Annotated in this window: 25 protein-coding genes; 20 read left to right on the plus strand and 5 right to left on the minus strand. The window is 33.5% G+C overall.

Features of this window, described 5'->3' with window-relative positions; translation table 11 throughout:
* The first annotated feature begins 34 nt into the window (after positions 1-34).
* From mnmA to GBH57_RS05205, 6 genes are all read left to right on the plus strand, one after another.
* Complete coding sequence (gene mnmA, locus GBH57_RS05180; RefSeq protein ID WP_151673015.1) at positions 35-1,243, plus strand: tRNA 2-thiouridine(34) synthase MnmA; 1,209 nt, start codon at positions 35-37, stop codon at positions 1,241-1,243.
* 55 nt (positions 1,244-1,298) lie between these two features.
* A complete protein-coding gene (locus tag GBH57_RS05185) occupies positions 1,299-2,915 on the plus strand; it encodes a S8 family serine peptidase (RefSeq protein WP_151673016.1) in 1,617 nt (538 codons plus the stop codon).
* Positions 2,915-3,856 (plus strand): NAD(P)H-dependent flavin oxidoreductase, encoded by a 942-nt coding sequence (locus GBH57_RS05190; protein ID WP_151673017.1) that lies wholly within the window; start codon positions 2,915-2,917, stop codon positions 3,854-3,856. The genes GBH57_RS05185 and GBH57_RS05190 overlap by 1 nt, the downstream gene beginning before the upstream one ends.
* Before the next feature lie 60 nt (positions 3,857-3,916).
* Positions 3,917-4,177, plus strand: coding sequence for a DUF1456 family protein (locus tag GBH57_RS05195; protein ID WP_151673018.1), 261 nt, complete (start codon positions 3,917-3,919; stop codon positions 4,175-4,177).
* Between the two features lie 177 nt (positions 4,178-4,354).
* A complete protein-coding gene (gene sucC / locus GBH57_RS05200; protein WP_151673019.1) occupies positions 4,355-5,545 on the plus strand; it encodes an ADP-forming succinate--CoA ligase subunit beta in 1,191 nt (396 codons plus the stop codon).
* A gap of 116 nt (positions 5,546-5,661) precedes the next feature.
* On the plus strand, positions 5,662-6,057 hold the full coding sequence (locus GBH57_RS05205) for a hypothetical protein (RefSeq protein WP_151673020.1): 396 nt from the start codon (positions 5,662-5,664) through the stop codon (positions 6,055-6,057).
* Positions 6,058-6,059: 2 nt separating this feature from the next.
* On the opposite strand, the gene GBH57_RS05210 is transcribed toward GBH57_RS05205, so the two are convergent.
* Both GBH57_RS05210 and rluF read right to left on the minus strand, forming a co-directional pair.
* Positions 6,060-7,331 carry a DUF2254 domain-containing protein gene (locus tag GBH57_RS05210; RefSeq protein ID WP_151673021.1) on the minus strand — a complete coding sequence of 424 codons (1,272 nt, stop codon included), beginning with the start codon at positions 7,329-7,331 and terminating at the stop codon, positions 6,060-6,062.
* A 348-nt stretch (positions 7,332-7,679) separates the two neighbouring features.
* A complete protein-coding gene (gene rluF, locus GBH57_RS05215) occupies positions 7,680-8,543 on the minus strand; it encodes a 23S rRNA pseudouridine(2604) synthase RluF (RefSeq protein ID WP_151673022.1) in 864 nt (287 codons plus the stop codon).
* A 161-nt stretch (positions 8,544-8,704) separates the two neighbouring features.
* Between rluF and GBH57_RS05220 the strand changes: the two genes are divergently transcribed.
* Complete coding sequence (locus GBH57_RS05220) at positions 8,705-10,228, plus strand: GH3 family acyl-acid amido synthetase (protein WP_151673023.1); 1,524 nt, start codon at positions 8,705-8,707, stop codon at positions 10,226-10,228.
* Between the two features lie 9 nt (positions 10,229-10,237).
* On the opposite strand, the gene GBH57_RS05225 is transcribed toward GBH57_RS05220, so the two are convergent.
* Positions 10,238-10,849: a glutaredoxin family protein gene (locus GBH57_RS05225; protein WP_151673024.1), complete on the minus strand. Its 612-nt coding sequence runs from the start codon at positions 10,847-10,849 to the stop codon at positions 10,238-10,240.
* A gap of 111 nt (positions 10,850-10,960) precedes the next feature.
* On the opposite strand from GBH57_RS05225, the gene GBH57_RS05230 reads away from it, so the two are divergent.
* The 9 genes from GBH57_RS05230 (at position 10,961) to rimO (ending at position 17,095) form a co-directional block, all read left to right on the plus strand.
* Positions 10,961-11,734, plus strand: coding sequence for a 3'-5' exonuclease (locus tag GBH57_RS05230; RefSeq protein WP_151673025.1), 774 nt, complete (start codon positions 10,961-10,963; stop codon positions 11,732-11,734).
* A gap of 17 nt (positions 11,735-11,751) precedes the next feature.
* Positions 11,752-12,363, plus strand: a complete 612-nt coding sequence (locus tag GBH57_RS05235) for a fumarylacetoacetate hydrolase family protein (RefSeq protein ID WP_151673026.1) — start codon at positions 11,752-11,754, stop codon at positions 12,361-12,363.
* A complete protein-coding gene (locus GBH57_RS05240) occupies positions 12,363-12,704 on the plus strand; it encodes an Hpt domain-containing protein (RefSeq protein ID WP_151673027.1) in 342 nt (113 codons plus the stop codon). Before GBH57_RS05235 ends, GBH57_RS05240 begins: the two co-directional genes overlap by 1 nt.
* Before the next feature lie 2 nt (positions 12,705-12,706).
* Entirely contained in the window at positions 12,707-13,954 is a 1,248-nt protein-coding gene (locus tag GBH57_RS05245; protein WP_151673028.1) for a CinA family nicotinamide mononucleotide deamidase-related protein, read from the plus strand.
* A gap of 76 nt (positions 13,955-14,030) precedes the next feature.
* A complete protein-coding gene (gene rpmB, locus GBH57_RS05250; RefSeq protein WP_151673029.1) occupies positions 14,031-14,270 on the plus strand; it encodes a 50S ribosomal protein L28 in 240 nt (79 codons plus the stop codon).
* Positions 14,271-14,292: 22 nt separating this feature from the next.
* Positions 14,293-14,475, plus strand: a complete 183-nt coding sequence (rpmG, locus tag GBH57_RS05255) for a 50S ribosomal protein L33 (RefSeq protein ID WP_151673030.1) — start codon at positions 14,293-14,295, stop codon at positions 14,473-14,475.
* A gap of 43 nt (positions 14,476-14,518) precedes the next feature.
* A complete protein-coding gene (locus GBH57_RS05260) occupies positions 14,519-14,671 on the plus strand; it encodes a DUF4295 domain-containing protein (RefSeq protein WP_151673031.1) in 153 nt (50 codons plus the stop codon).
* Positions 14,672-14,772: 101 nt separating this feature from the next.
* Positions 14,773-15,729: a signal recognition particle-docking protein FtsY gene (gene ftsY, locus GBH57_RS05265; protein WP_151673032.1), complete on the plus strand. Its 957-nt coding sequence runs from the start codon at positions 14,773-14,775 to the stop codon at positions 15,727-15,729.
* A 61-nt stretch (positions 15,730-15,790) separates the two neighbouring features.
* Positions 15,791-17,095 carry a 30S ribosomal protein S12 methylthiotransferase RimO gene (gene rimO, locus GBH57_RS05270; protein ID WP_151673033.1) on the plus strand — a complete coding sequence of 435 codons (1,305 nt, stop codon included), beginning with the start codon at positions 15,791-15,793 and terminating at the stop codon, positions 17,093-17,095.
* 71 nt (positions 17,096-17,166) lie between these two features.
* Here rimO and GBH57_RS05275 read toward each other — a convergent pair whose 3' ends face one another.
* A complete protein-coding gene (locus tag GBH57_RS05275; protein ID WP_151673034.1) occupies positions 17,167-17,505 on the minus strand; it encodes a hypothetical protein in 339 nt (112 codons plus the stop codon).
* A 116-nt stretch (positions 17,506-17,621) separates the two neighbouring features.
* Between GBH57_RS05275 and GBH57_RS05280 the strand changes: the two genes are divergently transcribed.
* From GBH57_RS05280 to GBH57_RS05295, 4 genes are all read left to right on the plus strand, one after another.
* Complete coding sequence (locus tag GBH57_RS05280) at positions 17,622-18,875, plus strand: hypothetical protein (protein ID WP_151673035.1); 1,254 nt, start codon at positions 17,622-17,624, stop codon at positions 18,873-18,875.
* A gap of 22 nt (positions 18,876-18,897) precedes the next feature.
* Positions 18,898-20,124: a glycosyltransferase gene (locus GBH57_RS05285; RefSeq protein ID WP_235904649.1), complete on the plus strand. Its 1,227-nt coding sequence runs from the start codon at positions 18,898-18,900 to the stop codon at positions 20,122-20,124.
* Between the two features lie 127 nt (positions 20,125-20,251).
* Positions 20,252-20,722: an RNA polymerase sigma factor gene (locus tag GBH57_RS05290; RefSeq protein WP_208997615.1), complete on the plus strand. Its 471-nt coding sequence runs from the start codon at positions 20,252-20,254 to the stop codon at positions 20,720-20,722.
* 10 nt (positions 20,723-20,732) lie between these two features.
* Positions 20,733-21,332: a hypothetical protein gene (locus GBH57_RS05295; protein ID WP_151673036.1), complete on the plus strand. Its 600-nt coding sequence runs from the start codon at positions 20,733-20,735 to the stop codon at positions 21,330-21,332.
* A gap of 88 nt (positions 21,333-21,420) precedes the next feature.
* Here the strand turns inward: GBH57_RS05295 and GBH57_RS05300 are convergent, their stop codons facing one another.
* Positions 21,421-23,904 (minus strand): M14 family metallopeptidase, encoded by a 2,484-nt coding sequence (locus tag GBH57_RS05300; protein ID WP_151673037.1) that lies wholly within the window; start codon positions 23,902-23,904, stop codon positions 21,421-21,423.
* Positions 23,905-23,947: the final 43 nt, after the last annotated feature.

A 23,947-nucleotide genomic window follows, 5' to 3' on the forward strand; every position in this document is an offset into this window, starting at 1 on the left:
TTGCCATTATAAATGTTGTAATTTTGTACCGATAATGAACAATCAAAAAACAGTAGTAGTAGGCCTAAGTGGCGGAGTAGACTCTAGCGTTGCAGCTTATCTTTTAAAAGAGCAAGGTTATAATGTAATTGGGCTTTTTATGAAAAACTGGCACGATGACTCTGTAACTATTAGTGAAGAGTGTCCTTGGCTTGAAGATAGTAATGATGCAATGTTAGTTGCCCAAAAACTCAATATTCCATTTCAAACAGTAGATTTAAGTGAACAATATAAGGAGCGTATTGTAGACTATATGTTTAGGGAATACGAAATGGGAAGAACACCTAATCCAGACGTATTATGTAACCGCGAAATTAAGTTTGATGTGTTTATGAAAATAGCACTTGACTTGGGAGCAGACTTTGTTGCGACTGGGCATTATTGTAGAACTTCTACAACAGTAGTTAAAAATAATGGTGAGGATTTAAAGATTCATCAATTATTGGCTGGAAAAGATCCCAATAAAGATCAGAGCTATTTTTTATGTCAATTGTCTCAAGAACAACTTTCTAAAACGTTGTTTCCTATAGGAGAATTATTAAAGCCTGAGGTTCGTAAAATTGCAGCAGAACAAGAATTAATTACTGCTGAAAAAAGAGATTCACAAGGATTGTGCTTTATAGGAAAAGTTAGGCTACCAGAATTTTTGCAACAGCAATTAGCACCTAAAAAAGGACAAATTGTTGAAATAGCTGCAGATTCAGATAAATATAATAATGTAGCTATTGATGGTATAACCGAAATAGAAATGTTACAGAATATTTCGGCTAAAACCACTTATAATGTTTCAGATGGAAAAGTAGTTGGCGAACATCAAGGCGCCCATTATTTTACAAATGGTCAACGAAAAGGTTTGGCAGTAGGAGGTATGAAAGAGCCTTTGTTCGTGATTGCTACCGATGTTTCTGAAAATATTATTTATACAGGACAAGGTAAAAATCACCCAGGTTTATACCGTCGTGGCTTATTTGTTTCTAATGAAGAAACACATTGGATTAGAGAGGATTTAAAACTGTCAATTGGCGAAAAATTAGCAACTAAAGCGAGAATTCGATATAGACAACCTTTAGAAGATGCAGTATTATATCAAACTGAATTTGGATTGTATGTTATTTTTAATAATCCTCAGTCAGCAATTACTGCAGGACAATTTGTGGCTTGGTATGATGGAGAAGAGTGTTTAGGTAGTGGAGTAATTTCGTAACTTTACGAAAAAGTTGCAACCGTTACACTATTACTGATTATAAAAAAGAAAAATTATGAGAAAAATTATGCTATTATTTGTCTTAGTTGCTACTGCAATGACAGCACAAGAAGATGCTTTAGTTTTCTTTGCAGACAAAGTAGATGTCGCTGCTTCTGTAGCAAATCCTATTTCTATTTTAACGCAAAGAGCTATTGATCGTAAACTTTTACACGGTACACCTATTGATGTTCGTGATGTGCCAGTTAACGAAGCATATATTACTCAAATTAAAAATACACCAGGAATAACAGTTTATGCTAAGTCTAAGTGGATGAACAGTGTTTATGTACGAGGATCAGAAACTAATATTAATAATCTTTTAGATCAATCATTTGTAACGGGTGTTGAGTTTGCAGATAAAAGTTTAAATCTTTACCCAATAGGTGGTGATGGAGCAGAAGATAAATTTAGAATGGAAAATGATTCTGCTCAAATAACATACGATTATGGTGCAGCAGATAGTCAGACAACAATGATTTCAGCTGATTTTCTTCACGATTTAGATTTCGCGGGTGAAGGGATGATTGTAGCAGTATTAGATAACGGTTTTCCAGGTGTATTTTCAAATCCAGCTTTTGCTCATATTGTTGATGAGGATAGAATTTTAGATACTTATGATTTTGTTGAGAGAGAAATTAATGCAGATGGAACAGGTTCGCATGGCTTAAATACCTTTAGTGATATTGGAGCTTTGTTGGGAGATCAAATGACAGGTACAGCCCCACAAGCTTCTTTTTATTTATATGTGACAGAAGATGGTTTTCAAGAAAATCCAGTAGAAGAAGCATATTGGGTAGAGGCTTTAGAAAGAGCAGATAGTTTAGGGGTAGATGTTGTGAATACTTCATTAGGATATCAAGATTTTGATAATCCAGCTTATGACCATAGTTATGCTGATCTAGATGGGCAAACTACTATAGCGGCAAGAGGCGGAAATCACGCTTTTGATAAAGGAATGATTTTAGTTACTTCAGCAGGAAATGATGGTCAGTCATTTGTACACGTTGCAACACCAGCTGATGCTCCAGGGGTTTTTACAATTGGAGCGGTAGATTCCGATGAAAATTACGCTAGTTTTAGTTCAATAGGACCAACAGTAGATGGACGTATTAAACCAGATGTAATGGCGCAAGGTGTTTCAGCAGCCGTTATAGACACAGGCGGAAATGTCAATTTCAGTAATGGTACATCATTTAGTTCACCTATTATGGCTGGAGCTATAGCTAGTTTATGGCAATCGAGACCCGAAACGACTAATGCACAATTAATGCAAATTGTACGAGAGTCAGCGCATTTATTTGACAATCCAACTAATGAAATGGGATATGGAATTCCGAATATGGAAGAAGCTTATAATGCCTTACAACTTTTAGGCAATGCCGAAATATTACAAGCAACACAAATTGCTATGTATCCAAACCCCGCACATTCGCATATAGCTTTCTCATTCCCAAATAATAATGCAAATGCTAGTGTAGCTATCTATGCTATAACAGGAAAATTAGTTTTTGAAATAGATTCTTTAGTTGAAAATCAACAATTAGATATTTCAGGATTGTCTTCTGGTGCGTATTTAGTAAAAGTGGTAACTTCAGAAACAGAAAATATATTTAAACTCATTAAAAACTAATGCAGAACAAGATTACAAAACTATTTAATGTTCAGTATCCTCTTATACAAGCAGGAATGATTTGGAACAGTGGATGGCGATTAGCAAGTGCAGTAAGTAATGCGGGAGGTTTAGGATTATTAGGAGCAGGTTCTATGTATCCAGAGGTGTTAAGAGAACATATTACTAAATGTAAAAAAGCTACGGATAAGCCTTTTGGTGTAAACGTTCCAATGCTCTATCCTAATATTGAGGAGATTATTAATATAATAATAGAAGAGAAAGTACCTATAGTGTTTACTTCAGCTGGAAATCCTAAAACGCACACAGCTCGATTAAAAGCTGAAGGTATTGTGGTAGTCCATGTAGTAAGTAGTGTAAAATTTGCATTAAAAGCCCAAGAAGCAGGAGTTGATGCGGTAGTTGCAGAAGGATTTGAAGCGGGAGGACATAATGGACGTGATGAGACTACTACTTTTACTTTAATACCAATGGTAAAAGAGCAAATACGTATACCTTTAATAGCCGCAGGAGGCATTGCTACGGGTAGAGGAATGCTAGCAGCCATGGTTTTAGGAGCTGATGCTGTGCAAGTGGGAAGTAGGTTTGTTGCGAGTGAAGAGAGTAGTGCCCATACCGCATTTAAAAATGAAGTTTTAAAAGCTAAAGAAGGAGATACAGTATTGACATTAAAAGAGCTAGCTCCGGTTCGTTTATTAAAAAATAAATTTTTTGATCAAGTAGCTGAATTGTATACAAAGAGTCCGTCTAAAGAAGATTTAATAGAACTTCTAGGGAGGGCAAGAGCAAAACGAGGTATGTTTGAAGGTGATCTAGAAGACGGTGAACTTGAAATAGGTCAAATTGCAGGATTGATTCATGAAATTAAACCAGCTGCTGAAATTGTAAAAGAAATTATTGAAGAGTATAATTTAGTGAAAAAAGAAAATTTTAGCTTTTAGTATTTTAAAGTACATTTAAAATTAGAAACGATACATCGCATAAATAAAAACACACACACAATGCCTTTAAACAACAACGATATATTTAAAAAATTACGTGTAGCGCACAAATTGAGAGATGACGATATTGTGAAAATATTAGAGCTCGTTGATTTTAAAGTAAGTAAAAGTGAACTAGGTGCATTTTTTAGAAATGAAACACATCCTAAATACATGGAATGTGGAGATCAAATTCTACGCAACTTTTTGAATGGATTAATTATTCATTTACGAGGACCTATGCCGCCTAAAAAACCGAAAGAAAATACCGTTTCAAAATAAACAAGTTGATTTTATTAGTACTTTTTAAATGCTTCATGTTTCAGCTATAGATAGGGATTCCAAATTTTCAGTATATCCTATTAAAAAGTCTTAGTGCAATCACGAGGGATTTACTATTTTTGTAACGTTTTTAAAACATATTATTAATTAAAAAGTTCCCGTTGTACGGGCATCACTATGAATTTACACGAATATCAAGGAAAAGAAGTTTTAAGCAGTTTTGGTGTAACAATCCAGCGCGGTATTGTAGCTCAAACTCCAGATGAGGCGGTAGCAGCAGCTAAAAAGTTGACTGAAGAAACAGGAACTGGATGGCACGTGATTAAAGCACAAGTACACGCAGGAGGACGCGGTAAAGGTGGTGGAGTAAAACTTGCTAAAAATCTTGATGAAGTTAAAAGTATAGCAAATGATATTATAGGGATGAACTTAATCACCCCTCAAACAAGCGCCGAAGGTAAAAAAGTACACCAAGTACTAGTTGCTGAAGACGTATACTACCCAGGCGATAGCGAACCAGAAGAGTATTACATAAGTGTTTTACTTAACCGTGCTACTGGAAAAAATATGGTAATGTATTCTACCGAAGGTGGAATGGATATCGAAACAGTTGCTGAGGAAACACCACACTTAATATTTCATGAAGAAATTGATCCTGCAACAGGATTACTTCCTTTCCAAGCTAGAAAAATAGCATTTAACTTAGGATTAAGTGGCCAAGCTTTTAAAGGGATGACAAGATTTGTGACTGCACTTGTAAAGGCTTATGAGTCTAGTGATTCATCTATGTTTGAAATCAACCCAGTGTTGAAAACTAGCGATGATAAAATTATTGCAGTTGATGCAAAAGTAAGTATTGATGACAATGCACTTTTCCGTCATAAAGATTACCTAGCAATGCGTGATTTACGCGAAGAAAACCCAGTAGAGGTTGAAGCTCAGGCAATGGGGCTTAACTATGTAGATCTTGACGGAAACGTAGGGTGTATGGTTAACGGTGCTGGTCTTGCAATGGCAACAATGGATTTAATTAAGCAAGCAGGTGGTGAGCCAGCTAACTTTTTAGATGTTGGAGGTACTGCAGATGCTGAACGTGTTGAAGCGGCTTTCAAATTGATTTTAAAAGATCCTGCTGTTAAAGCAATTCTTGTAAATATTTTTGGAGGTATCGTTCGTTGTGATCGTGTAGCTCAAGGTATTGTTGACGCATACAAAAATATGGGAACTATTAATGTGCCTATTATTGTTCGTTTACAAGGAACAAATGCAGATATCGCAAAGGAATTAATTGACAATAGTGGATTAGATGTACAAAGTGCAATTGAGTTCCAAGAAGCTGCAGATAAAGTACAAGCAGTATTAGCTTAATCAGATTTTTAAATAAATTGTGAAAGCCTTGACAATTTTGTCAAGGCTTTTTTTATTTTTATAACTTTAGTAGTAGCATTAACTTCTGAAATATCAAAAATTTAAAACAAACTAAGATGAATAAAGATAACCAAGCAATTATTAGCGACTTAATTGTCATAGCAAAAGCTGATGATAAGGTTACTGATGGGGAATATAATTTTATTTTAAGTCTTGCGACTAAAATGGATATTAGTGAACAAGAAGTAAAAATACTTTTTGAAAACCCATTACCATCTAAAGTTTTAAAAACGGAGCTTGAGCGTATCACTCATTTTTATAAATTAATACTTACAATGAACATAGATAATGAGGCTCATGAAAAAGAATTAGTTGCTGTACGAAATTTTGGTTTAAAAATGGGAATTAGACAAGGTGTAGTAAATCAATTATTATTACGAATGAATGATTATGATAACAAGATTATACCAAGTGGAGATATTATGAAAATTTTTAATACCTATTACAACTAAGCTTAGTTAATTAAATTAGTGATCATATTATTATCGTGTTTATTGTTTAATGCATTTTTACTATCTGCTATTAGCGCCTGTATTTCATTTTCAATTGTGGTTTTGTAGGAATCTTTACACATTTCTTGAACACTTAAATAACGTAACATATATATAAGTTTTTGAATTATAATAGGATCGTGTTTACAGTATGTTCTTAGTGATGCCATACAATTATATAATAACTGTTCAAAAGTAACCACAGCTAATTCAACATATGTTTTATTTTTGTGTTGATGTAGACTATTATCGTTTTTAGATAAACGATAGCTAAATAATTCGGTTAAATAATCAATAGCATTTATAGCGGTACCTGGATCATTTATCCCGGGAGACATAGCCTTAACTGCAATCTCAGTTATTTGTTTAAATGCAAGAATATAATTATCCTCTACTAATTCACTTCTCGAAAAATTAATATTAGATAATATAGTTTCTATTTGATCATCATCTAACTCCTTTTTTGAATAGAAAAATATTTCATTTTGAAGAACAAAAAATCCTTTTGGTTTGGCAATGTATAGTAATGTGTTTTCACTTTCACAAAATTCACATAAGTTTTGAATAGATACATTTTGAAAATATCCACTACTTGAAATACTATAAGAATACCAATTGTTATAATCAAATGGCTCTTGTGTTGTTTTTCCTTCCTCTTTAATAGCTTCAATTAAACGATCTCGTGAACCGTGATATATTTTATCAAGTATTGTGTTTATTTGAATACTTTCTGAAATATTATGAATAAAATAAATAAAGCATCCTAGACATATTATCGTTAAAGATATAGCGACAAGTATAGCGATTCCTGGTAAGGTATACTGTGCATCATCTGGTTCAATTGAGAATAATGTGAAAATGGTATATATAATAGTGGCAAGATAAATACCTAATATTACTTGATGGCCTTTATTACTTATTAATCCTGGCAAAATTCTTGGAGAAAAATTACTAGACGCTTGGCTAAGTAATAACATAACCATCGAAAAGCTAAAAACCATCATAGAAATAATACCTCCAACACAAGTGCTCATAACTGTAAGCGCTGTATCCCCATCTTCTAGCATTAGTTGAGGCATTATTTTCTGAAGACTTTGAGAAGCCCCTGTTTCTTCAATTGCAACCATAACAAGTGAAAGAACAAAACCAAAAATTGCAAATAAAGTAGGGTAGAACGCAATTTTGCTTTGTATAGTATTAAAAAAATCGCGAGCTCTATTGTAAAGGAGTTTCATCTATTGTTTTATTTACAATAAAAATACCTAATTTGAATTCAGAGATGTATTAACAAAGTATTAAAGTAAGTGGTTGTCTACAGAAAAACACTTAATTTTAGGTGTTGGTAAGAAATATGACATGTCTAAAATGTAGGTTTTCGACAATGTGCACGATAACAAAGCCTACTAAATTTAATGTAAGAGTAATAAATAGTAATTTTGTAGTGCTTGTAAGAGTTAGTGAGATTCTCTTGCACTTTCATAATTGAAATATGGTACAAAGCGGCTGGGAGATTTCGTAATTGAAATTTAATTTGGTTAGTTAGTTGAAAGATCACACGTAACCCGGTCGACGTGTGATTATTTTTAACTATTATTTCTGCCACGGCGGCGTCTGCCTCCTGTAGAATTCAATGGTTTTCTGGAGCTTCTAGGCTCGTTTTTAGTTTCCCTTTTTTTATACTCAGGTTCTTTTTTATTAGTTGTAGCATCTACAAAAGCACTATTGTCAGACTGTTCAACAGAATCTTTTAAATCTTGAAGTTCTTTAACAGTTAAATCACGCCATTTTCCTATTTCTAAATCACCTAATTCAATATTCATAATACGAACTCGTTGTAATGATTCAACTTCATAATCGAGGTATTCACACATACGGCGTATTTGTCTATTAAGGCCTTGTATTAATATAATCCTGAAAACAAATCTACTTAGCCTTTCTACCTTACAAGGTTTTGTCGTGGTCTCTAGTTCTGCAATAGGTATACCACTACTCATTCTTTTTAAAAAATCATCGGTTACATGTCTATTAACCCTAACAATATATTCTTTTTCGTGCTTATTGCCCGCTCGAAGTATCTTATTTACAATATCACCATCATTAGTCATTAATAATAAACCTTCACTAGGCTTATCTAATCTACCTACGTGAAATATGCGTTCGCTATGTCCTATAAATTCAACCACATTACCTTCAACTCTTAAGTCTGTTGTGCAAGTGATCCCTACAGGTTTGTTAAGTGCAATGTAAACTAAGTTGTTGTTTTCGGTAATTAGATTTCCGTCAACTTCAATTTTATCGTCAGGCATCGCTCTATCGCCTAATGATACTGGAGCTCCATTTAAGGTAACACGACCTTGTTCAATAAGGGTGTCAGCTTGTCTTCGTGAACAGTAACCGCTATCACTAATTGCTTTATTTAATCGAGTAGAATCTGGATGATGTGCCATAGCGCAAAGATAACATTTATAAGGCTATTGCTTAATAATATTGTAGTACACTATCATTTTTTTAACGTTGTAATTATAATGGTTTTAGAAAGGTTAAAGTTGAATTAAATAGAAAAGTGCATTAGTTGATAATTGTTAGTTTTGAGTAAAACAGTAAAACCATGGCAATTTTAGGATCAATTATTAAAGGTGCAATCGACTTACGAGGTAGTTTAATTTCTGAAACATCACCAAAAGAAGCTCAGTTACAAGTATTGAAAAATTTACTATCTACAGCAAAAGATACCGCGTTTGGGAAATACTATTCTTTCGATTCCATTTTGGATTCAGAAAACCCTCAAAAAGAGTTTTCTAAAATAATTCCTTTTCACGATTACAATGCAATGAAGGAAAATTGGTGGAACCGCGTAATTGATGGCGCACACGATATTACGTGGCCTGGAAAACCGTCGTATTTTGCACTAAGTAGTGGGACAACTGGAAAAACTAGTAAACGAATTCCTGTTACGGATGAAATGATTGATGCTATTAAAGCTGCAGGAGTTCAACAGGTGGGTGCTTTAGTTAACTTCGAACTTGAATCTGATTTTTTCGAAAAAGAAATTATGATGCTCGGAAGTTCAACAGATTTAGAAGAACGTGGAGAATTTCTTGAAGGAGAAATTAGCGGTATTACCGCTAGTAATATTCCGTTTTGGTTTAAAGGCTATTATAAACCTGGAGAAGATATTGCTAAAATTGATGATTGGGATGAGCGTGTTAAAACAATAGCTGAAAGAGCTAAAAGTTGGGATATCGGCGCTTTAAGTGGCATACCATCGTGGATGGAATTGATGATGAAAGAAGTAATTAATTACCACAATGCAGAAACAATACACGACGTTTGGCCAAATTTGCAAGTTTTTACAAGTGGAGGTGTGGCATTTCAGCCCTATGAAAAAAGCTTTAATCTTTTGTTGTCTAAGCCTATAACAGTAATAGATACTTATTTAGCAAGTGAGGGATTTATAGCATTTCAGAATAGACCAAATACAACCTCGATGAAATTAGTAACCGATGGCGGTATTTATTTTGAATTTATGCCATTTAAACCTGAATATATTAATGAAGATGGTTCTTTAGATCAAAATGCTAAGGTTTTGACTATAGCTGAAGTGGAGGAGGATCAGGACTATGTATTGATTATGAGTTCAGTTTCTGGTGCGTGGAGATATATTATTGGAGATACCATTGCTTTTACAGATGTAGAAAAAGCTGAAATTGTAATAACGGGTAGAACTAAATTCTTTTTAAATGTTGTGGGTTCTCAGCTTTCAGTAAATAAGATGGACACAGCCTTACGCGAGTTAGAGCAAAAATTTGACATTGAAATCCCCGAATTTACTTTAGCAGCAGTTAAAAGAAATGGAGAGTTCTATCATTCTTGGTACTTGGGTACTGAAGCAAATATAGACGTTGCAACATTAGCAAATGCTATAGATGAAGCCTTGAAAGGAGCTAATAAAAACTATAGAGTAGCTCGATCCAAAGCCTTGAAAGGGGTTGAAGTCCATAGCGTTTCACCTTCTGTTTTTTACGATTGGAATGAGCGTAACAAGAAAAAAGGAGGACAGGTAAAAATGGCTCGTGTAATGAAAGAAGAAAAGTTTAAAGAATGGGAAGACTTTGTTTCTTCGGTTAAATAACTTTTTAAATTATTTCAGTGTAGGTATTAGAGTTTCTAATTCATCATAACCAAAAATTACTTCGTTCTTATTCCAGATAACAGGAAAACGAATTTCAGTTTTTTCAGTGTAACTATTTTGTATAAAAGCCATAAACTGTTTGTATAAAACAGGGTCTTCGTCAATATTAAAATTTCGGAACATAATTCTACGATTTTTTAATTCATCGTTCAATTGCTCACACCTATCACAATCTGATTTTGAAAACATCACTAATTTATCTTTTATAACTCGTTCAATATCTGAAACAGAATTTTTAAAAGAAATTTCCTTAGTATTGTCTAGTTCTTCGTTTATAATCAACTCATAAGTATAACTAGCAGTTTCGAGGTTTAGCTCAATTAAGGTTGTCACAGGTAGTTTTCGCTTTGCAGGAACATCCATTAAAATTGGTTTATCTGCACTACGTCGATATCCCTTTGCATCAATTAGTATGAAAATATTTAATGCCTCATCAGTAGTGTTCTCAGCAAATAAAACTATACGTCTTCCTTTTTTTTCTTCGGAAATTATAATGCGGTCAGCTTGTGCGTATGATGTTAAAGTGCAACAAAAAATAAAAGCAGTAAAAATAAAGGTCATTAATTTCATAGGGCAAATATACTAATTGGATTGTAAGTTATTTTTCAATTTTGAATCAAGGAATTTAATCCTCTTCAATTTCTAAGTATATTTGAATCATAAATCATACCAATGGAATTAAAACTCACAAAACCTATCTGTTTTTTTGATCTAGAAACGACAGGAATCAATATAGCAAACGATCGAATAGTAGAAATATCTATCTTAAAAGTATTTCCAAACGGAAACAAAGAAAGCCATACTTGGCGAGTAAACCCAACAATTCCAATTCCTGCTGAAACTACAGCTGTGCACGGTATTACAGATGAAATGGTAGCTAATGAGCCAACCTTTAAAGAGCTTTCTAAAAAAGTCTACGATTTAATTAAAGACAGTGATTTAGGCGGCTTTAATAGTAATAGATTTGACATCCCTTTATTAGCGGAAGAATTATTGCGAGCTGAGGTTGATTTTGATTTAAAAAAGAATTTATCAGTAGATGTACAAACAATTTTTCATAAAATGGAAAAGCGAACACTAGAAGCTGCGTATAAGTTTTACTGTGGAAAAACACTTGTTGATGCGCATAGTGCTGCGGCAGATACAAATGCCACTTACGAAGTGTTAAAAGCGCAATTAGAAATGTATGATGATCTTGAAAATGACGTGCCTAAATTATCAGAATTTAGTGCTCACAAAAGATTTGCTGATTTTGCAGGATACATTCACTTAACTAAAGATGGAAAAGAAACATTTGGCTTTGGAAAACATAAAGGAACTTTAGTCGTTGATGTTTTAGAGAAGGAGCCGGGTTATTTTGGATGGCTGTTAAATGCAGATTTTCCATTGTACACTAAAAAGGTGTTAACTAGAATAAAGTTAAGCTCATTAAATACTAAAATGTAACTATAAAAACACGATTGATGAAGATAATTTGTATAGGACGTAATTACACGGACCATATAGAGGAATTAGAGAATGAACGTCCTACAGACCCAGTGGTGTTTATGAAACCCGATACTGCAATTTTATTGAAAAAACAACCGTTTTTTATTCCAGATTTTAGTGATGATGTACATCACGAAGTTGAAGTTCTAGTTAAGATAACTAGAATTGGAAAACATATAGATCGTAAGTTTGCTCATAAATATTATGATCAAATAGGTTTAGGAATTGACTTTACAGCGAGAGATCTTCAGCAAAAACTCAAGGAAAAAGGCTTGCCTTGGGAAAAAGCAAAAGCATTTGATGGAGCAGCCGTAGTTGGTAAATTTGTAGATAAAGAAAAGTTCGAAAATATAAACGCCATAAGTTTTAGCCTAAAAAAAAATGATATTCTCGTTCAAAAGGGAAATACAAGCCTAATGTTGTGGAAAATTGATGCTTTAATCGAATATATCTCAAAATATTTCACTTTAAAGATTGGGGACATTATATTTACAGGCACCCCAAGTGGTGTTGCAAAAATACAACCTAACGATGTTCTTACTGGTTTTTTAGAAGGCGAGGAGAATTTTAAAATTAAAATTAAGTGATGAGTACACATTATTCAAAAGAGAGTTTAAGCGAAGTCGCTGGTGGAGATGAGGATTTTATGGAGATCGTAGCTAAAACTTTTCTTGAAGAAATTCCCCCGGACTTAACAGCTTTAGTAGAAGCTGTTAAAAATGATAATAAAGAGCTCGCATATCAATTTGCACATAAAATGAAACCAAACCTAGAAATGTTTGGTATTCCAGTTCAAAAAAATATTACTAGCATAGAAGCTTGGACAAAAACAAGCAAAAACAGTTCGACAGTTACAGAACATGTAGATCATTTAAATGAAGTGCTTCATCTTGTTTTTGAAGAGTTAAAAGCTGATTACCCAAGTTAAATATGCTCGCAGAGATTATTACAATAGGAGATGAGATACTCATTGGTCAAATTGTAGATACAAATTCCGTCTTTATTTCCAAGGAGTTAAATAAAATAGGAGTAAAGGTTTATCAGATTACATCAATACAAGATGAAAAACAACACATAGTCAATGCTTTTAATGAAGCGATGAGTAGGGTTGATTTAGTGTTGATTACTGGTGGTTTAGGTCCTACCAAAGACGATATTACAAAGCAAACTTTTTTAGATTTTTTTCAAGATACATTAGTAGAAAATACTGATGTGCTTGAAAATGTGAAATTAATTTTTACTAAATATTTAGATAAAGAACCGTTGCCGTCAAATTTAGAACAAGCAATGGTGCCTTCTAAGGCAACAATTCTTGATAATCCTTATGGAACAGCTCCAGGAATGTGGATGGAAAAAGAAAACACTGTTTTTGTTTCTATGCCAGGAGTCCCTTTTGAAATGAAAAATTTAATGACGGAGCAAGTACTTCCTCGTGTTATTAAAAAGTTCAATAGGCCATTTATTTATCACAAAACTCTTTTAACCTACGGTAAAGGAGAAACCGAAATTCAAGAAATTATTTCAGATTGGGAAGAAGCACTTCCTAACCATATTAAATTAGCTTATCTTCCATCATTAGGAAGAGTTAGGCTTAGGTTGTCTTCAACAAGTGAAGATGAAACCAAACTTAAAACTGAAATTGACTCACAAATGGATAGATTGCATGCTATTTTAAGTGATATAGCAATTGGTTATGAGGGAGATACAAGTTTGGTGCAGCAAATTTCAGAAGCGTTAGTAAGCCGAAAAGCAACTTTAAGTATTGTTGAAAGTTGTACAGGCGGTACTATAGCACAGGAAATTACTGCAATTGCGGGAGCATCATCATATTTTAAAGGTGGATTAATCCCTTACGACACTTCGATGAAAACAACCATTCTTGGAGTTGAAAAAGAGTTAATTGAACAATATAATGTTGTTAGCATTGAAGTAGCTTCACAAATGGCTATTAAATCTAACATATTATTTGACACTCAATATGCAATTGCTACAACAGGTATTGCTGGCCCATCAAAAGGAGACGGAGACGATGAGGTAGGTACGGTATGTATTGCTGTCGCTGGTCCACGTAAAGTAATAGTGGAAAAATTTAACTTTGGAAATGCTCGAGAACGAGTAATTTTGAAAGCAAAAAATAAGGCTTTGGAAATGCTTCTAAAAGAAATTTTAAAAAACTAATTTTCTTTTGTTGTATGAACCAATAATATTAATTAAATTTGCAGCCTGTTTAAAAATAACTTAATAATTTACAGAAATGTCAAGAGTTTGTGAACTTACTGGAAAGAGAGCAATGGTTGGAAACAACGTTTCTCACGCGATGAATAAAACAAAACGCAAGTTTAATGTAAACTTAAAGAAAAAGCGTTTCTATTTACCTGAAGAGGATAAGTGGATAACTCTTAAAGTTTCAACTTCTGCTTTAAAAAATATCAATAAAAAAGGTATTGAAGCGGTAGTGAAAGAAGCTCGTCTTAAAGGGTTTTTAAACAAATAATTAACGATTAACGTCAATTACAATGGCTAGAAAAGGAAATAGAGTACAGGTTATATTAGAATGTACAGAGCACAAAGAGTCTGGACAACCAGGAACTTCTCGTTACATAACTACGAAGAATAAAAAGAATACACCAGACCGTATGGAATTGAAGAAATTTAATTCTGTTTTGAAAAGAATGACGGTTCACAAAGAGATTAAGTAATTAAACTAATTTCCTATTTTAGGGAATTGTAAATAAATTTACAATGGCAAAGAAATCAGTAGCATCGTTACAAACAGGGTCTAAGCGTCTTACAAAAGCTATTAAAATGGTAAAGTCGCCTAAAACAGGAGCGTATATTTTCACAGAGGCAATCATGTCTCCTGATGAAGTAAACGACTGGATGAACAAAAAATAACGAGCGTTATATACATAACAATGAAAGCCACTTTTTTACGAGAGTGGCTTTTCGTATTTTTATATAATTAAAATATTCCGGCGTATTTCCGAAAAAATAATATGAGCTTCTTCAAAAAAATATTCAATAAAGAAAAAAAAGAGACCTTAGATAAAGGTCTTGAAAAATCTAAAACAACCTTCTTTGATAAACTGAACAAAGCAGTTGCAGGGAAGAGTAAAGTAGATGATAGTGTGCTAGATAATCTAGAAGAAATTCTTGTATCTAGTGACGTTGGCGTTACGACAACGTTAAAAATTATAGACCGTATTGAAGCACGTGTTGCACAAGATAAATATGTAGGGACAGGAGAGTTGAATAAAATTCTTCGTGAAGAAATTGCAGGCTTACTTAGCGAAATAGATTCAGGTAATGCAACCGATTTTGTTGTTCCTAAGCATACTACAGGTCCTCATGTAATTATGGTTGTTGGTGTTAATGGTGTAGGTAAAACTACAACTATTGGTAAATTAGCACATCAATTTAAAAGTCAAGGACTAAATGTAGTTCTTGGTGCAGCTGATACTTTTAGAGCAGCAGCAATAGATCAACTTCAAGTTTGGGCTGATCGCACAGGAGTTCCTATAGTAAAACAAGAAATGGGTAGCGATCCCGCAAGTGTTGCTTTTGATACTCTTCAAAGTGGTTTAAATCAAAACGCTGATGTTATTATTATTGATACAGCAGGAAGATTACATAACAAAGTAAACTTAATGAATGAACTAACCAAAGTAAAACGTGTTATGCAGAAAGTGATAACTGATGCGCCCCACGATGTACTGTTAGTACTAGATGGTTCAACAGGTCAAAACGCATTTGAACAAGCAAAACAATTCACCGCTGCTACTGAAGTAACTTCGTTAGCTGTTACAAAATTAGATGGTACTGCAAAAGGTGGTGTCGTTATTGGAATTAGTGATCAATTTCAAATTCCAGTGAAATATATAGGCGTTGGTGAAGGTATCGACGATTTACAAGTGTTCAACAAATTTGAATTTGTTGATTCTTTCTTTAAATAATAACTTAGAGCATTACTTTTTCTAAGTCCCCAATCCCAATTTAATACCGATAATTCTAAATATGCGTACCAAAACACTTAAAAAAAATAAAATCAACGTTGTTACTCTTGGATGTTCAAAGAATGTTTATGATAGTGAAGTGTTGATGGGGCAACTTCGTGCTAATAATAAAGAAGTTGTTCACGAGGAAGAAGGTAACGTAGTCGTTATAAATACCTGTGGTTTTATTGCAAATGCGAAAGAAGAAAGTGTAAATACTATACTTGAGTTTGTTCAAAAAAAACAAGAAGGTTTAGTGGATAAGGTTTTTGTTACAGGATGTCTTTCTGAAAGATATAAGCCGGATCTTCAAAAAGAAATTCCTGATGTTGACCAGTATTTTGGAACAACTGAATTACCAGGTCTTTTAAAAGCTTTAGGAGCAGATTATAAGCACGAACTTATTGGTGAGCGTCTTACAACTACACCTAAAAACTATGCATATTTAAAAATTGCGGAAGGTTGTGATCGACCTTGTTCTTTTTGTGCAATCCCAATTATGAGGGGAAAACACAAATCAACACCAATGGAAGATCTTGTTATAGAAGCTGAAAAGTTAGCTTTAAATGGTGTTAAGGAGTTAATTCTTATAGCTCAAGATTTAACATATTACGGCCTTGATTTGTATAAAAAGCGTAACCTAGCTGAATTATTAGAGAAACTAATTAAGGTTGAGGGCATCGAGTGGATTCGCCTTCATTATGCTTTTCCAACAGGTTTCCCAATGGATGTTTTAGATTTAATGAACAAGGAGCCTAAAATATGTAATTATATTGATATTCCTTTACAGCATATTGCAGATCCTATATTAAAGTCAATGCGCCGTGGTACTACTAAGGCAAAAACTACAAAGTTATTGCAAGACTTTAGAGCAGCTGTCCCAGATATGGCAATTAGAACAACATTAATTGTTGGATATCCTGGTGAAACACAAGAGGATTTTGAAACACTACGTGAATGGGTTCGCGAAATGCGCTTTGAACGTTTGGGCTGTTTTACCTATTCTCATGAAGAAAATACACACGCTTTCAATTTAGAAGATGATGTTCCAGAAGAAGTGAAAATGGAACGTGCTAATGAAATTATGGAAATTCAATCTCAGATATCATGGGAATTAAACCAACAAAAAATAGGAAAAGAATTTAATGTGATTATTGATCGTAAGGAAGGAACTTACTATGTTGGTAGAACTGAATTCGATAGCCCAGACGTAGATAATGAAGTTCTTATCAATGCTGAAGATGGATATTTGAGAACTGGTGAGTTCTTTAATGTGAAGATTACAGCAGCAGAAGATTTTGATTTATATGCTGAAGTAGTGAAGTAATTAGATTTTTAAAATCTTTGTTTAATATAAAAATCCCAAGTAGTTTTAAAAACAACTTGGGATTTTTTATTTTATTTACGACTCTTGATATTTTTCTTTTTAGGTTTAGGAATGGTTCCTATCCAAGGACTATTTTTATTTATTAATTCTGCAATAGTAGATGCATCTATTTCAAAAGTGTCACTATCTTCAGGAATCAGAAACCATTTTTTTGTACCAATCCTTTTAATAGCTTTGTATTCTTTCAAAAGAGGTAATAGTTTATCCTGATGCTCCAATGGTGCAACAACCCAAATACCTTTATCCTCTGGCCATTTTTCACTTGTACTTACAGCGAGAATAATTTTTTGACCCAAGTAATATGATTTAACTCCAAACATACTTTTTTGTACAATTGGTAACATGTGCATTTGGTCAAAAAAAATTCATAAGTTTCCATTTGTTAAAATTACAAATTCTAAAGCTTTTATAGAACTGAGCTACTAATGCCATGCTATTTTAGTATTTTTATATTAAAATATACCTTTTGAAAAACATTCTATCCCTTGTCCTGTTTATATTGATAGCAAGTGTTTCGTGTAAAGAAAAACAAACCGAAATCTCTACAAATGCAGTTAACGATATTGTTCAAGTTGTTTACCCTTTAGTTAATCCTATAAAGGAAAATAGTGCTACTCCACGTTTGTTTAGTTCTGATTCTAAGTTATTTATGTCTTGGGTGTTCAAAATGGAAGAGGTTGCTCATCTTGAATTTGCCGCATTTGATGGTAAGATGTGGAATTCCCCATTTATAGTTTCAAAAGGAAAAGATTGGTTTAATAATTGGGCAGATTTCCCTACAATTACTGAAAGTAATAAAAATATTCTAACTACCTATTTGCAAAAATCTGCAGCAGATACGTATACTTATGATATTAAAGTAAATGTTTATGATGACTCTTTAAAAAAATGGAAGAAAAATATTCTATTACATACTGATGGAACTAAAAGTGAACATGGATTTGTGTCGACATCTTCAGATGAAAAAGGTGGTTTTTTTGTAAGTTGGCTAGATGGTCGTAATACTGCTGGTGGAGGACATCACAATGAAGGACACAGTACAGATGGTGCAATGACTTTGAGAACTGCACATATTTCTGCAAAGGGGATAATATCTAATGAACATGAGGTTGACTCACGAGTTTGTGACTGTTGCGGAACAAGTATGGCAACATTAAGCAGCGGTCCAGTGGTAGTTTATCGCGATCGTAGTGAGGATGAAATAAGGGATATTTCTATTAGCAGAAATATTAATGGTGTTTGGACGCAGCCACAATCAATTTATAAGGATAATTGGAAAATTTCTGGCTGCCCAGTAAATGGTCCAACGGTCTCTGCATTTGAAGAAAGTCTTGCGGTAGCTTGGTTTACTGGAGTAAATGAAAAGAATAAAGTTCAGTTAATTTTTTCAGAAGATGGTGGTGAAACTTTTGGACTACCTATTCGAATTGATACAAATTTAACTTTAGGTAGAGTAGATGTGGTTATGCTCAGTAAAAATGAAGCTGTTGTAAGTTGGATGGAACAAGTAGATGATGAAACGTTAATACAGCTTATGAAAGTTAATAGTAATGGTTCGAAAGGTGAAGTTATTACTCTCTCTAATACTAGTGCAGAGCGAGCGAGTGGTTTTCCTCAAATTGAACTATTTGAAAATAAAATTTTTGCAGCTATGACAATTACCTCAAAAGATAAGCCTTCAACTATCAAAACGGTGTCTGTTAATATAGAAGATTTATAAAATTTAAAAAAATACAATCTTAGTGCAAAAAAAGCTTTTAATTATAGGTCATACATTCCCTGAGCCATCTACTACAGCTGCAGGACAGCGTATGTTACAATTAATTGATGTCTTTTTAAATAAAGGTTTTTTAATTGAATTTGGAAGTACTGCGAGTGTTTCAACACATAGTGCAGATTTATATTCAAAAGGAATTACTTCGGAAATATTACAGCTTAACGATTCTTCTTTTGATGATTATATAGCTTCATTCCATCCAGATATTGTGTTGTTTGACCGTTTTATTACGGAAGAACAATTTGGTTGGCGAGTAGCAGAACAATGCCCAAAAGCGATGAGAATTCTTGATACGGAAGACTTACATTTTTTAAGAAAAGCTCGGCAAGATGCATTTAAAAAGGAAGGAAATTTAGCTAATGTAAATCTGTTTTCAGAAACCGCAAAACGTGAAATAGCTAGTATTTTGCGTTGTGATATTTCACTAATAATTTCTGAAGTTGAAGTGGAACTTCTTGTAAATACCTTTAATATTTCAGAAGAACTATTGTGCTATGTTCCGTTTATGGTTGATGAGCAGGTATTAGATTTGAATCTTCCATCTTTTAGCGAACGCGAAGGTTTTATGACGATTGGAAACTTTTTTCATGCACCCAACGTCGATAGCGTTTTATTTTTAAAAAAAGATATTTGGCCTAAAATTCGTGAGCAACTCCCAAAAGCTACACTTTCTGTTTATGGTAATTATGCACCGCAACAAATTAGTGAGTTGCATAACGAAAAAGAAGGATTCTTAATAAAAGGTTGGGCTCCAGATGTAGCTTCTGCTTTTATAAAAGCTAAAGTTTGTTTAGCTCCTTTGCGTTTTGGAGCTGGGTTAAAAGGTAAATTATTAGATTCATTAATTTATGGTACTCCTGCAGTTACTACTTCTGTTGGTGCTGAAGGAATGTACACAGATTTAGATAAAGCTAGTAATATAGGAAATTCTGTTGATGAGATTGTAAACTTGTCTGTAATACTCTATTCAGAAAAAAGTGATTGGCTAGATGGTCAGCAATCGGGTTTTAAAGTTTTAAAGAATAAATTTTCAACCAAGAAAATTTCTGAAGAATTGACAACTAAAATCACATTAGTATTTGATAACTTAGGTGGCCACAGACAAGAGAATTTTATTGGTCAAATTCTACTACATCAATCACTACAAGCTACAAAATACTTGAGTAAGTGGATTGAGCAAAAAAACAAATAGTATTCTAAGGTGCTATCATTACTAGGGTTATAAGATAAATTTGTTTTTGTGATTTTTTTAACTAGTTATTTATGTGCTATTTTTAATATATACTACACTAATAGTTTGTAAAAGACCACCATCCATTTTGAAAGAAGAATTTGCAGATTTAATAGTACAACACAAAGCTTTAATCTATAAGGTTAGTAAGTTATACACTAATACTCTTGAAGATGAGCAGGACTTGTTTCAGGAAATAGTATTTCAACTATGGAAATCTTATTCCAGTTTTAAAGGTGAAGCCAAAATAACAACCTGGATGTACCGCGTAGGAATGAATACTGCCATAGCTAGTTTGAATAAGAAAAAACGCGCTGTCTCTACAATTACTCCTATTGAGATACCTGATGTAATTGATGATAATAGTACTCAAGTGCAAGAAAATATTGACGCTTTGTACAAGGCAATTAAGCGTTTAAATGTTATTGATAGAGGAGTTACTTTATTGTTTCTTGAAGGAAATAGTTACAAGCAAATAGGAGAAATTATGGGGTATACTGAAAATAATGTAGGTACACGGATGGGGCGAATTAGAGAAAAGTTAAAGCAATTAATGTAAAAGAATGGTTATGGATTTAGATGAAATAAAAAACCAATGGAGCGAATTGTCTCAACGAGTTGATACCTTAGAATTAATTAATAAAAGCCAAGTTATGGAAATTACAAAGGAGAAATATAAAAGTAAGTTTAGTTGTGTACAGCGTTATGAAGGAGCTGGAGCGATTGTTTGTTTTATTATGGCGATAGTGATATTATTGAACTTTCATAAATTTGATATTTGGTATGAATATGTAGGAGGAGGAGTATTGTTATTTTTATTAATAGCAATGCCACTATTTGTGTTAACTACTTTACAGAGAACTAAAGGTGTTATTGATTATAACAAAGGTGTAGGAGAGATTGCAAAAGCATTTGCGAAAGAAAAAAAGCAATTAATACTGGTTCAGAAATTATCTATTCCGTTTACTGTTATAGCTTTTGTAACTGCATTGCCAGTATTCTCAGGAGTTTTTGATAATGGTGATTTTTTCGAGAGAATGGATGCTTATTTACTTGGAACTATTTCTGTCACCTTAGTTTTAGTTATTGCTGTTAGTATCTTGGGGTATAAGAAATATACTAGAATTATAGCGAGAGCAGAAGTATTAATTGATGAAATTAAAGATTAGGTATATGGTTGAAATTAAGCCATAACATCTTAAACAAAAAAAAATGCCGCTCAAATTGAGCGGCATTTTTTAAATAATTATTGTTGAATTATAGTGTAAATTTATTGTTGTTTACAAAGAATAAAGCGTTCGCGAAAAACAGCTTTCCGTTTTCCCAGAATGATCTAAATAATACATCATCCACCAAATAAACTACACTACCAGCCCCCATTCTCGCTTCTCCAAAAATCATTGAATTTTTCAATTTCATTTTAGCATCATCTCCTGAAAAACCAGAAACACTTATTGCATCTCCATCAATATAACCAACATTATATCCATTGTCTAAAAACTTATATGAAGCAGCACCTTGTTTTAAACTGTAGTAGGTGTCACCATACCCAAAGGCCATTGGGTGTGATGGATCTAATTTCACTTTGTATATACTACCAGTAATAAGGTCTTTTACATTTGAGCGTTCTCTTTGGTCGTACGGTGTTAAGTTTCCAGTAGTTTCATCTTCATTGTTATCAGCGTCATCTGCTTTGTTTTTCTTTAAACCAAAACCATCTTTATCTGCAAAGTTAGCTGAAGCACGGCCTAAAGCGATGACTTTTCCTCCGTTACGAATCCATTGTTTTAATCCAGTCATATTGCTTTCACTTAGCAATTTATTATACCATCCTTCTGGCATGACAAGTACATTAAATTGCGCTAATGTTTTTGTGTTAAAGTTGTCTGTGTCAATATGAGTAACAGGGTACTTTAATTGCGTTTCAAAGAAATGCCACGTTGCACCATAACTTAATGACGAAACTCCATTACCTCTAAGCATAGCTATTTTAGGAGCATTTATCATTTTAACATCTGGTGATCCTAAATCTGTTCGGGTATCTCCAAAACTTGTACTTGAAGCAAATAACGAACGGTTATGTTTGTTTGCAATTTGATTTAGTGTTGTGTTGAAATCTGGATTAGTGCGGTTATCACTTTTTGTAATAACTAAACTTCCGCGGTCGAAATCCTTTCCTGCAAAACGAAGTGCTTTTTCACTAAACCTAACATTGATATTGTTTTGTAAAAGGTCTGATAAGAAAGCTGCATCTGCCATGCTATTCCACTCTAAAATGTAACCAGCAGCATTTACGTTTGTATTGTTAATAATTGTTACAGGGGTTTTTCCGTTGGCTTGCACGCTATTTTCTGAAGCAATTGCATCAAGTCCATAAGCATAAGGAATACTCCAAGCAGTAATATCATAAGTAAGTGGCTCTGTTAGTACTGCTTCAGGTTCAAACAATACTTTAACCATTTTACCTTTAGGCTGGTTAGTACTTACAACTAAAGCTCCTGCACCATTTAGTGACCCTTTTTTTGCTTCATTATAATTATACCCATTAATATTTCCGTTAGAAGAATAGCCATATTTAATTTCGTGTTTGTCTAATAATTGGCTTACAGCAGCAATTTTATCAGGGTGTCCTTTTAATACATAACTCTTGTATTTTAGGTTGTCATTTTTAAAGAATTTTTTAAACTCACTAATTAGTTGTGATGCGTTTTTTGACCCCATTTCAACTGTAGAAAGTCCAGTTGTTGTATGGTGCGCAACACGATCTACAAGGGTTAACTCGTAACCTTCATCTGTGTTGATTCCTAAACCTGCACGACCGTGACCAGCTTGTTCATAAGTCATCCCAATCGCTCCCATAAAAGTAGGGTAGGTATCACCATAACTTGGGTAAAGTAAGTCGAAACGTTCTCTTGTAAAAAATAACCAACCTTCTTTATCAAAATACCGTGCGTGATTTTTTCCTATTTCAGTTTGAAAACTACGTTGGAAAGGCGTGATAATTTCGTGGAATGGTTCAGCTGCTGGAGCAAAATAATATGGTTCATTAATACCTTGTTCATGGAAATCAACATGAATGTGTGGCATCCAGGTATTGTAAACTTTAAGTCTTTGTTGAGTTTCAACTTGTGTAGCCCAAGCCCAATCTCTATTTAAATCAAATAGATAGTGATTTGGTCTTCCTCCTGGCCAGGGTTCATTATGTTCAGCAGCTACTTGGTTAGCGTTAAAAGGGGTTGATTTAACTTGGTTGTACCAGTTTGCATATCTATCGCGACCATCAGGATTTACACAAGGATCAATAATTACCACGGTGTTTTCTAGCCAAGATTGCCTTTTAGTTACAAGTTCATAGATCGTAGTCATTGCTGCTTCAGTACTTGAAGCCTCATTACCGTGTACATTATAACTAAGCCAAACTATTGCTTTATCTGCGTTTCCAGAACCTTCAATAATACCTGTGCTTGCTAAATTTGCAGTTCTAATATTATCAATGTTCGAAATATTTGAAGGGCTTGAAACTACAGCATATGTTAAAGGTCTTCGCTCGTTTGTTTTACCGTATTCCGTAAAAGTAACCATCTTGCTATTTTTGGCAACGTGCTCAAAATAATCAACAACCGTAGCGTGTCGTGTAAATTGAGTTCCAACTTCATAGCCTAAAAATTCGGCAGGAGATTGTAATTGTGCCGTGGCTGTAATACTTATTAAAAGTAGCAATAATGAGATTTTTTTTAACATAGCTCGTGTGTATTTTTATGATAAAGATAAAATAATAAATAGG

It is taken from the genome of Patiriisocius marinus, assembly GCF_008974325.1.
Lineage (GTDB): Bacteria > Bacteroidota > Bacteroidia > Flavobacteriales > Flavobacteriaceae > Patiriisocius > Patiriisocius marinus.

What these genes read in the sequence shown, in the direction of transcription:
- mnmA (WP_151673015.1), top strand. Translation starts at nt 35, where the DNA reads ATGAACAATCAAAAAACAGTAGTAGTAGGCCTAAGTGGCGGAGTAGAC.
- GBH57_RS05185 (WP_151673016.1), top strand. Translation starts at nt 1,299, where the DNA reads ATGAGAAAAATTATGCTATTATTTGTCTTAGTTGCTACTGCAATGACA.
- GBH57_RS05190 (WP_151673017.1), top strand. Translation starts at nt 2,915, where the DNA reads ATGCAGAACAAGATTACAAAACTATTTAATGTTCAGTATCCTCTTATA.
- GBH57_RS05195 (WP_151673018.1), top strand. Translation starts at nt 3,917, where the DNA reads ATGCCTTTAAACAACAACGATATATTTAAAAAATTACGTGTAGCGCAC.
- sucC (WP_151673019.1), top strand. Translation starts at nt 4,355, where the DNA reads ATGAATTTACACGAATATCAAGGAAAAGAAGTTTTAAGCAGTTTTGGT.
- GBH57_RS05205 (WP_151673020.1), top strand. Translation starts at nt 5,662, where the DNA reads ATGAATAAAGATAACCAAGCAATTATTAGCGACTTAATTGTCATAGCA.
- GBH57_RS05210 (WP_151673021.1), bottom strand. Translation starts at nt 7,331, where the DNA reads ATGAAACTCCTTTACAATAGAGCTCGCGATTTTTTTAATACTATACAA.
- rluF (WP_151673022.1), bottom strand. Translation starts at nt 8,543, where the DNA reads ATGGCACATCATCCAGATTCTACTCGATTAAATAAAGCAATTAGTGAT.
- GBH57_RS05220 (WP_151673023.1), top strand. Translation starts at nt 8,705, where the DNA reads ATGGCAATTTTAGGATCAATTATTAAAGGTGCAATCGACTTACGAGGT.
- GBH57_RS05225 (WP_151673024.1), bottom strand. Translation starts at nt 10,849, where the DNA reads ATGACCTTTATTTTTACTGCTTTTATTTTTTGTTGCACTTTAACATCA.
- GBH57_RS05230 (WP_151673025.1), top strand. Translation starts at nt 10,961, where the DNA reads ATGGAATTAAAACTCACAAAACCTATCTGTTTTTTTGATCTAGAAACG.
- GBH57_RS05235 (WP_151673026.1), top strand. Translation starts at nt 11,752, where the DNA reads ATGAAGATAATTTGTATAGGACGTAATTACACGGACCATATAGAGGAA.
- GBH57_RS05240 (WP_151673027.1), top strand. Translation starts at nt 12,363, where the DNA reads ATGAGTACACATTATTCAAAAGAGAGTTTAAGCGAAGTCGCTGGTGGA.
- GBH57_RS05245 (WP_151673028.1), top strand. Translation starts at nt 12,707, where the DNA reads ATGCTCGCAGAGATTATTACAATAGGAGATGAGATACTCATTGGTCAA.
- rpmB (WP_151673029.1), top strand. Translation starts at nt 14,031, where the DNA reads ATGTCAAGAGTTTGTGAACTTACTGGAAAGAGAGCAATGGTTGGAAAC.
- rpmG (WP_151673030.1), top strand. Translation starts at nt 14,293, where the DNA reads ATGGCTAGAAAAGGAAATAGAGTACAGGTTATATTAGAATGTACAGAG.
- GBH57_RS05260 (WP_151673031.1), top strand. Translation starts at nt 14,519, where the DNA reads ATGGCAAAGAAATCAGTAGCATCGTTACAAACAGGGTCTAAGCGTCTT.
- ftsY (WP_151673032.1), top strand. Translation starts at nt 14,773, where the DNA reads ATGAGCTTCTTCAAAAAAATATTCAATAAAGAAAAAAAAGAGACCTTA.
- rimO (WP_151673033.1), top strand. Translation starts at nt 15,791, where the DNA reads ATGCGTACCAAAACACTTAAAAAAAATAAAATCAACGTTGTTACTCTT.
- GBH57_RS05275 (WP_151673034.1), bottom strand. Translation starts at nt 17,505, where the DNA reads ATGCACATGTTACCAATTGTACAAAAAAGTATGTTTGGAGTTAAATCA.
- GBH57_RS05295 (WP_151673036.1), top strand. Translation starts at nt 20,733, where the DNA reads ATGGATTTAGATGAAATAAAAAACCAATGGAGCGAATTGTCTCAACGA.
- GBH57_RS05300 (WP_151673037.1), bottom strand. Translation starts at nt 23,904, where the DNA reads ATGTTAAAAAAAATCTCATTATTGCTACTTTTAATAAGTATTACAGCC.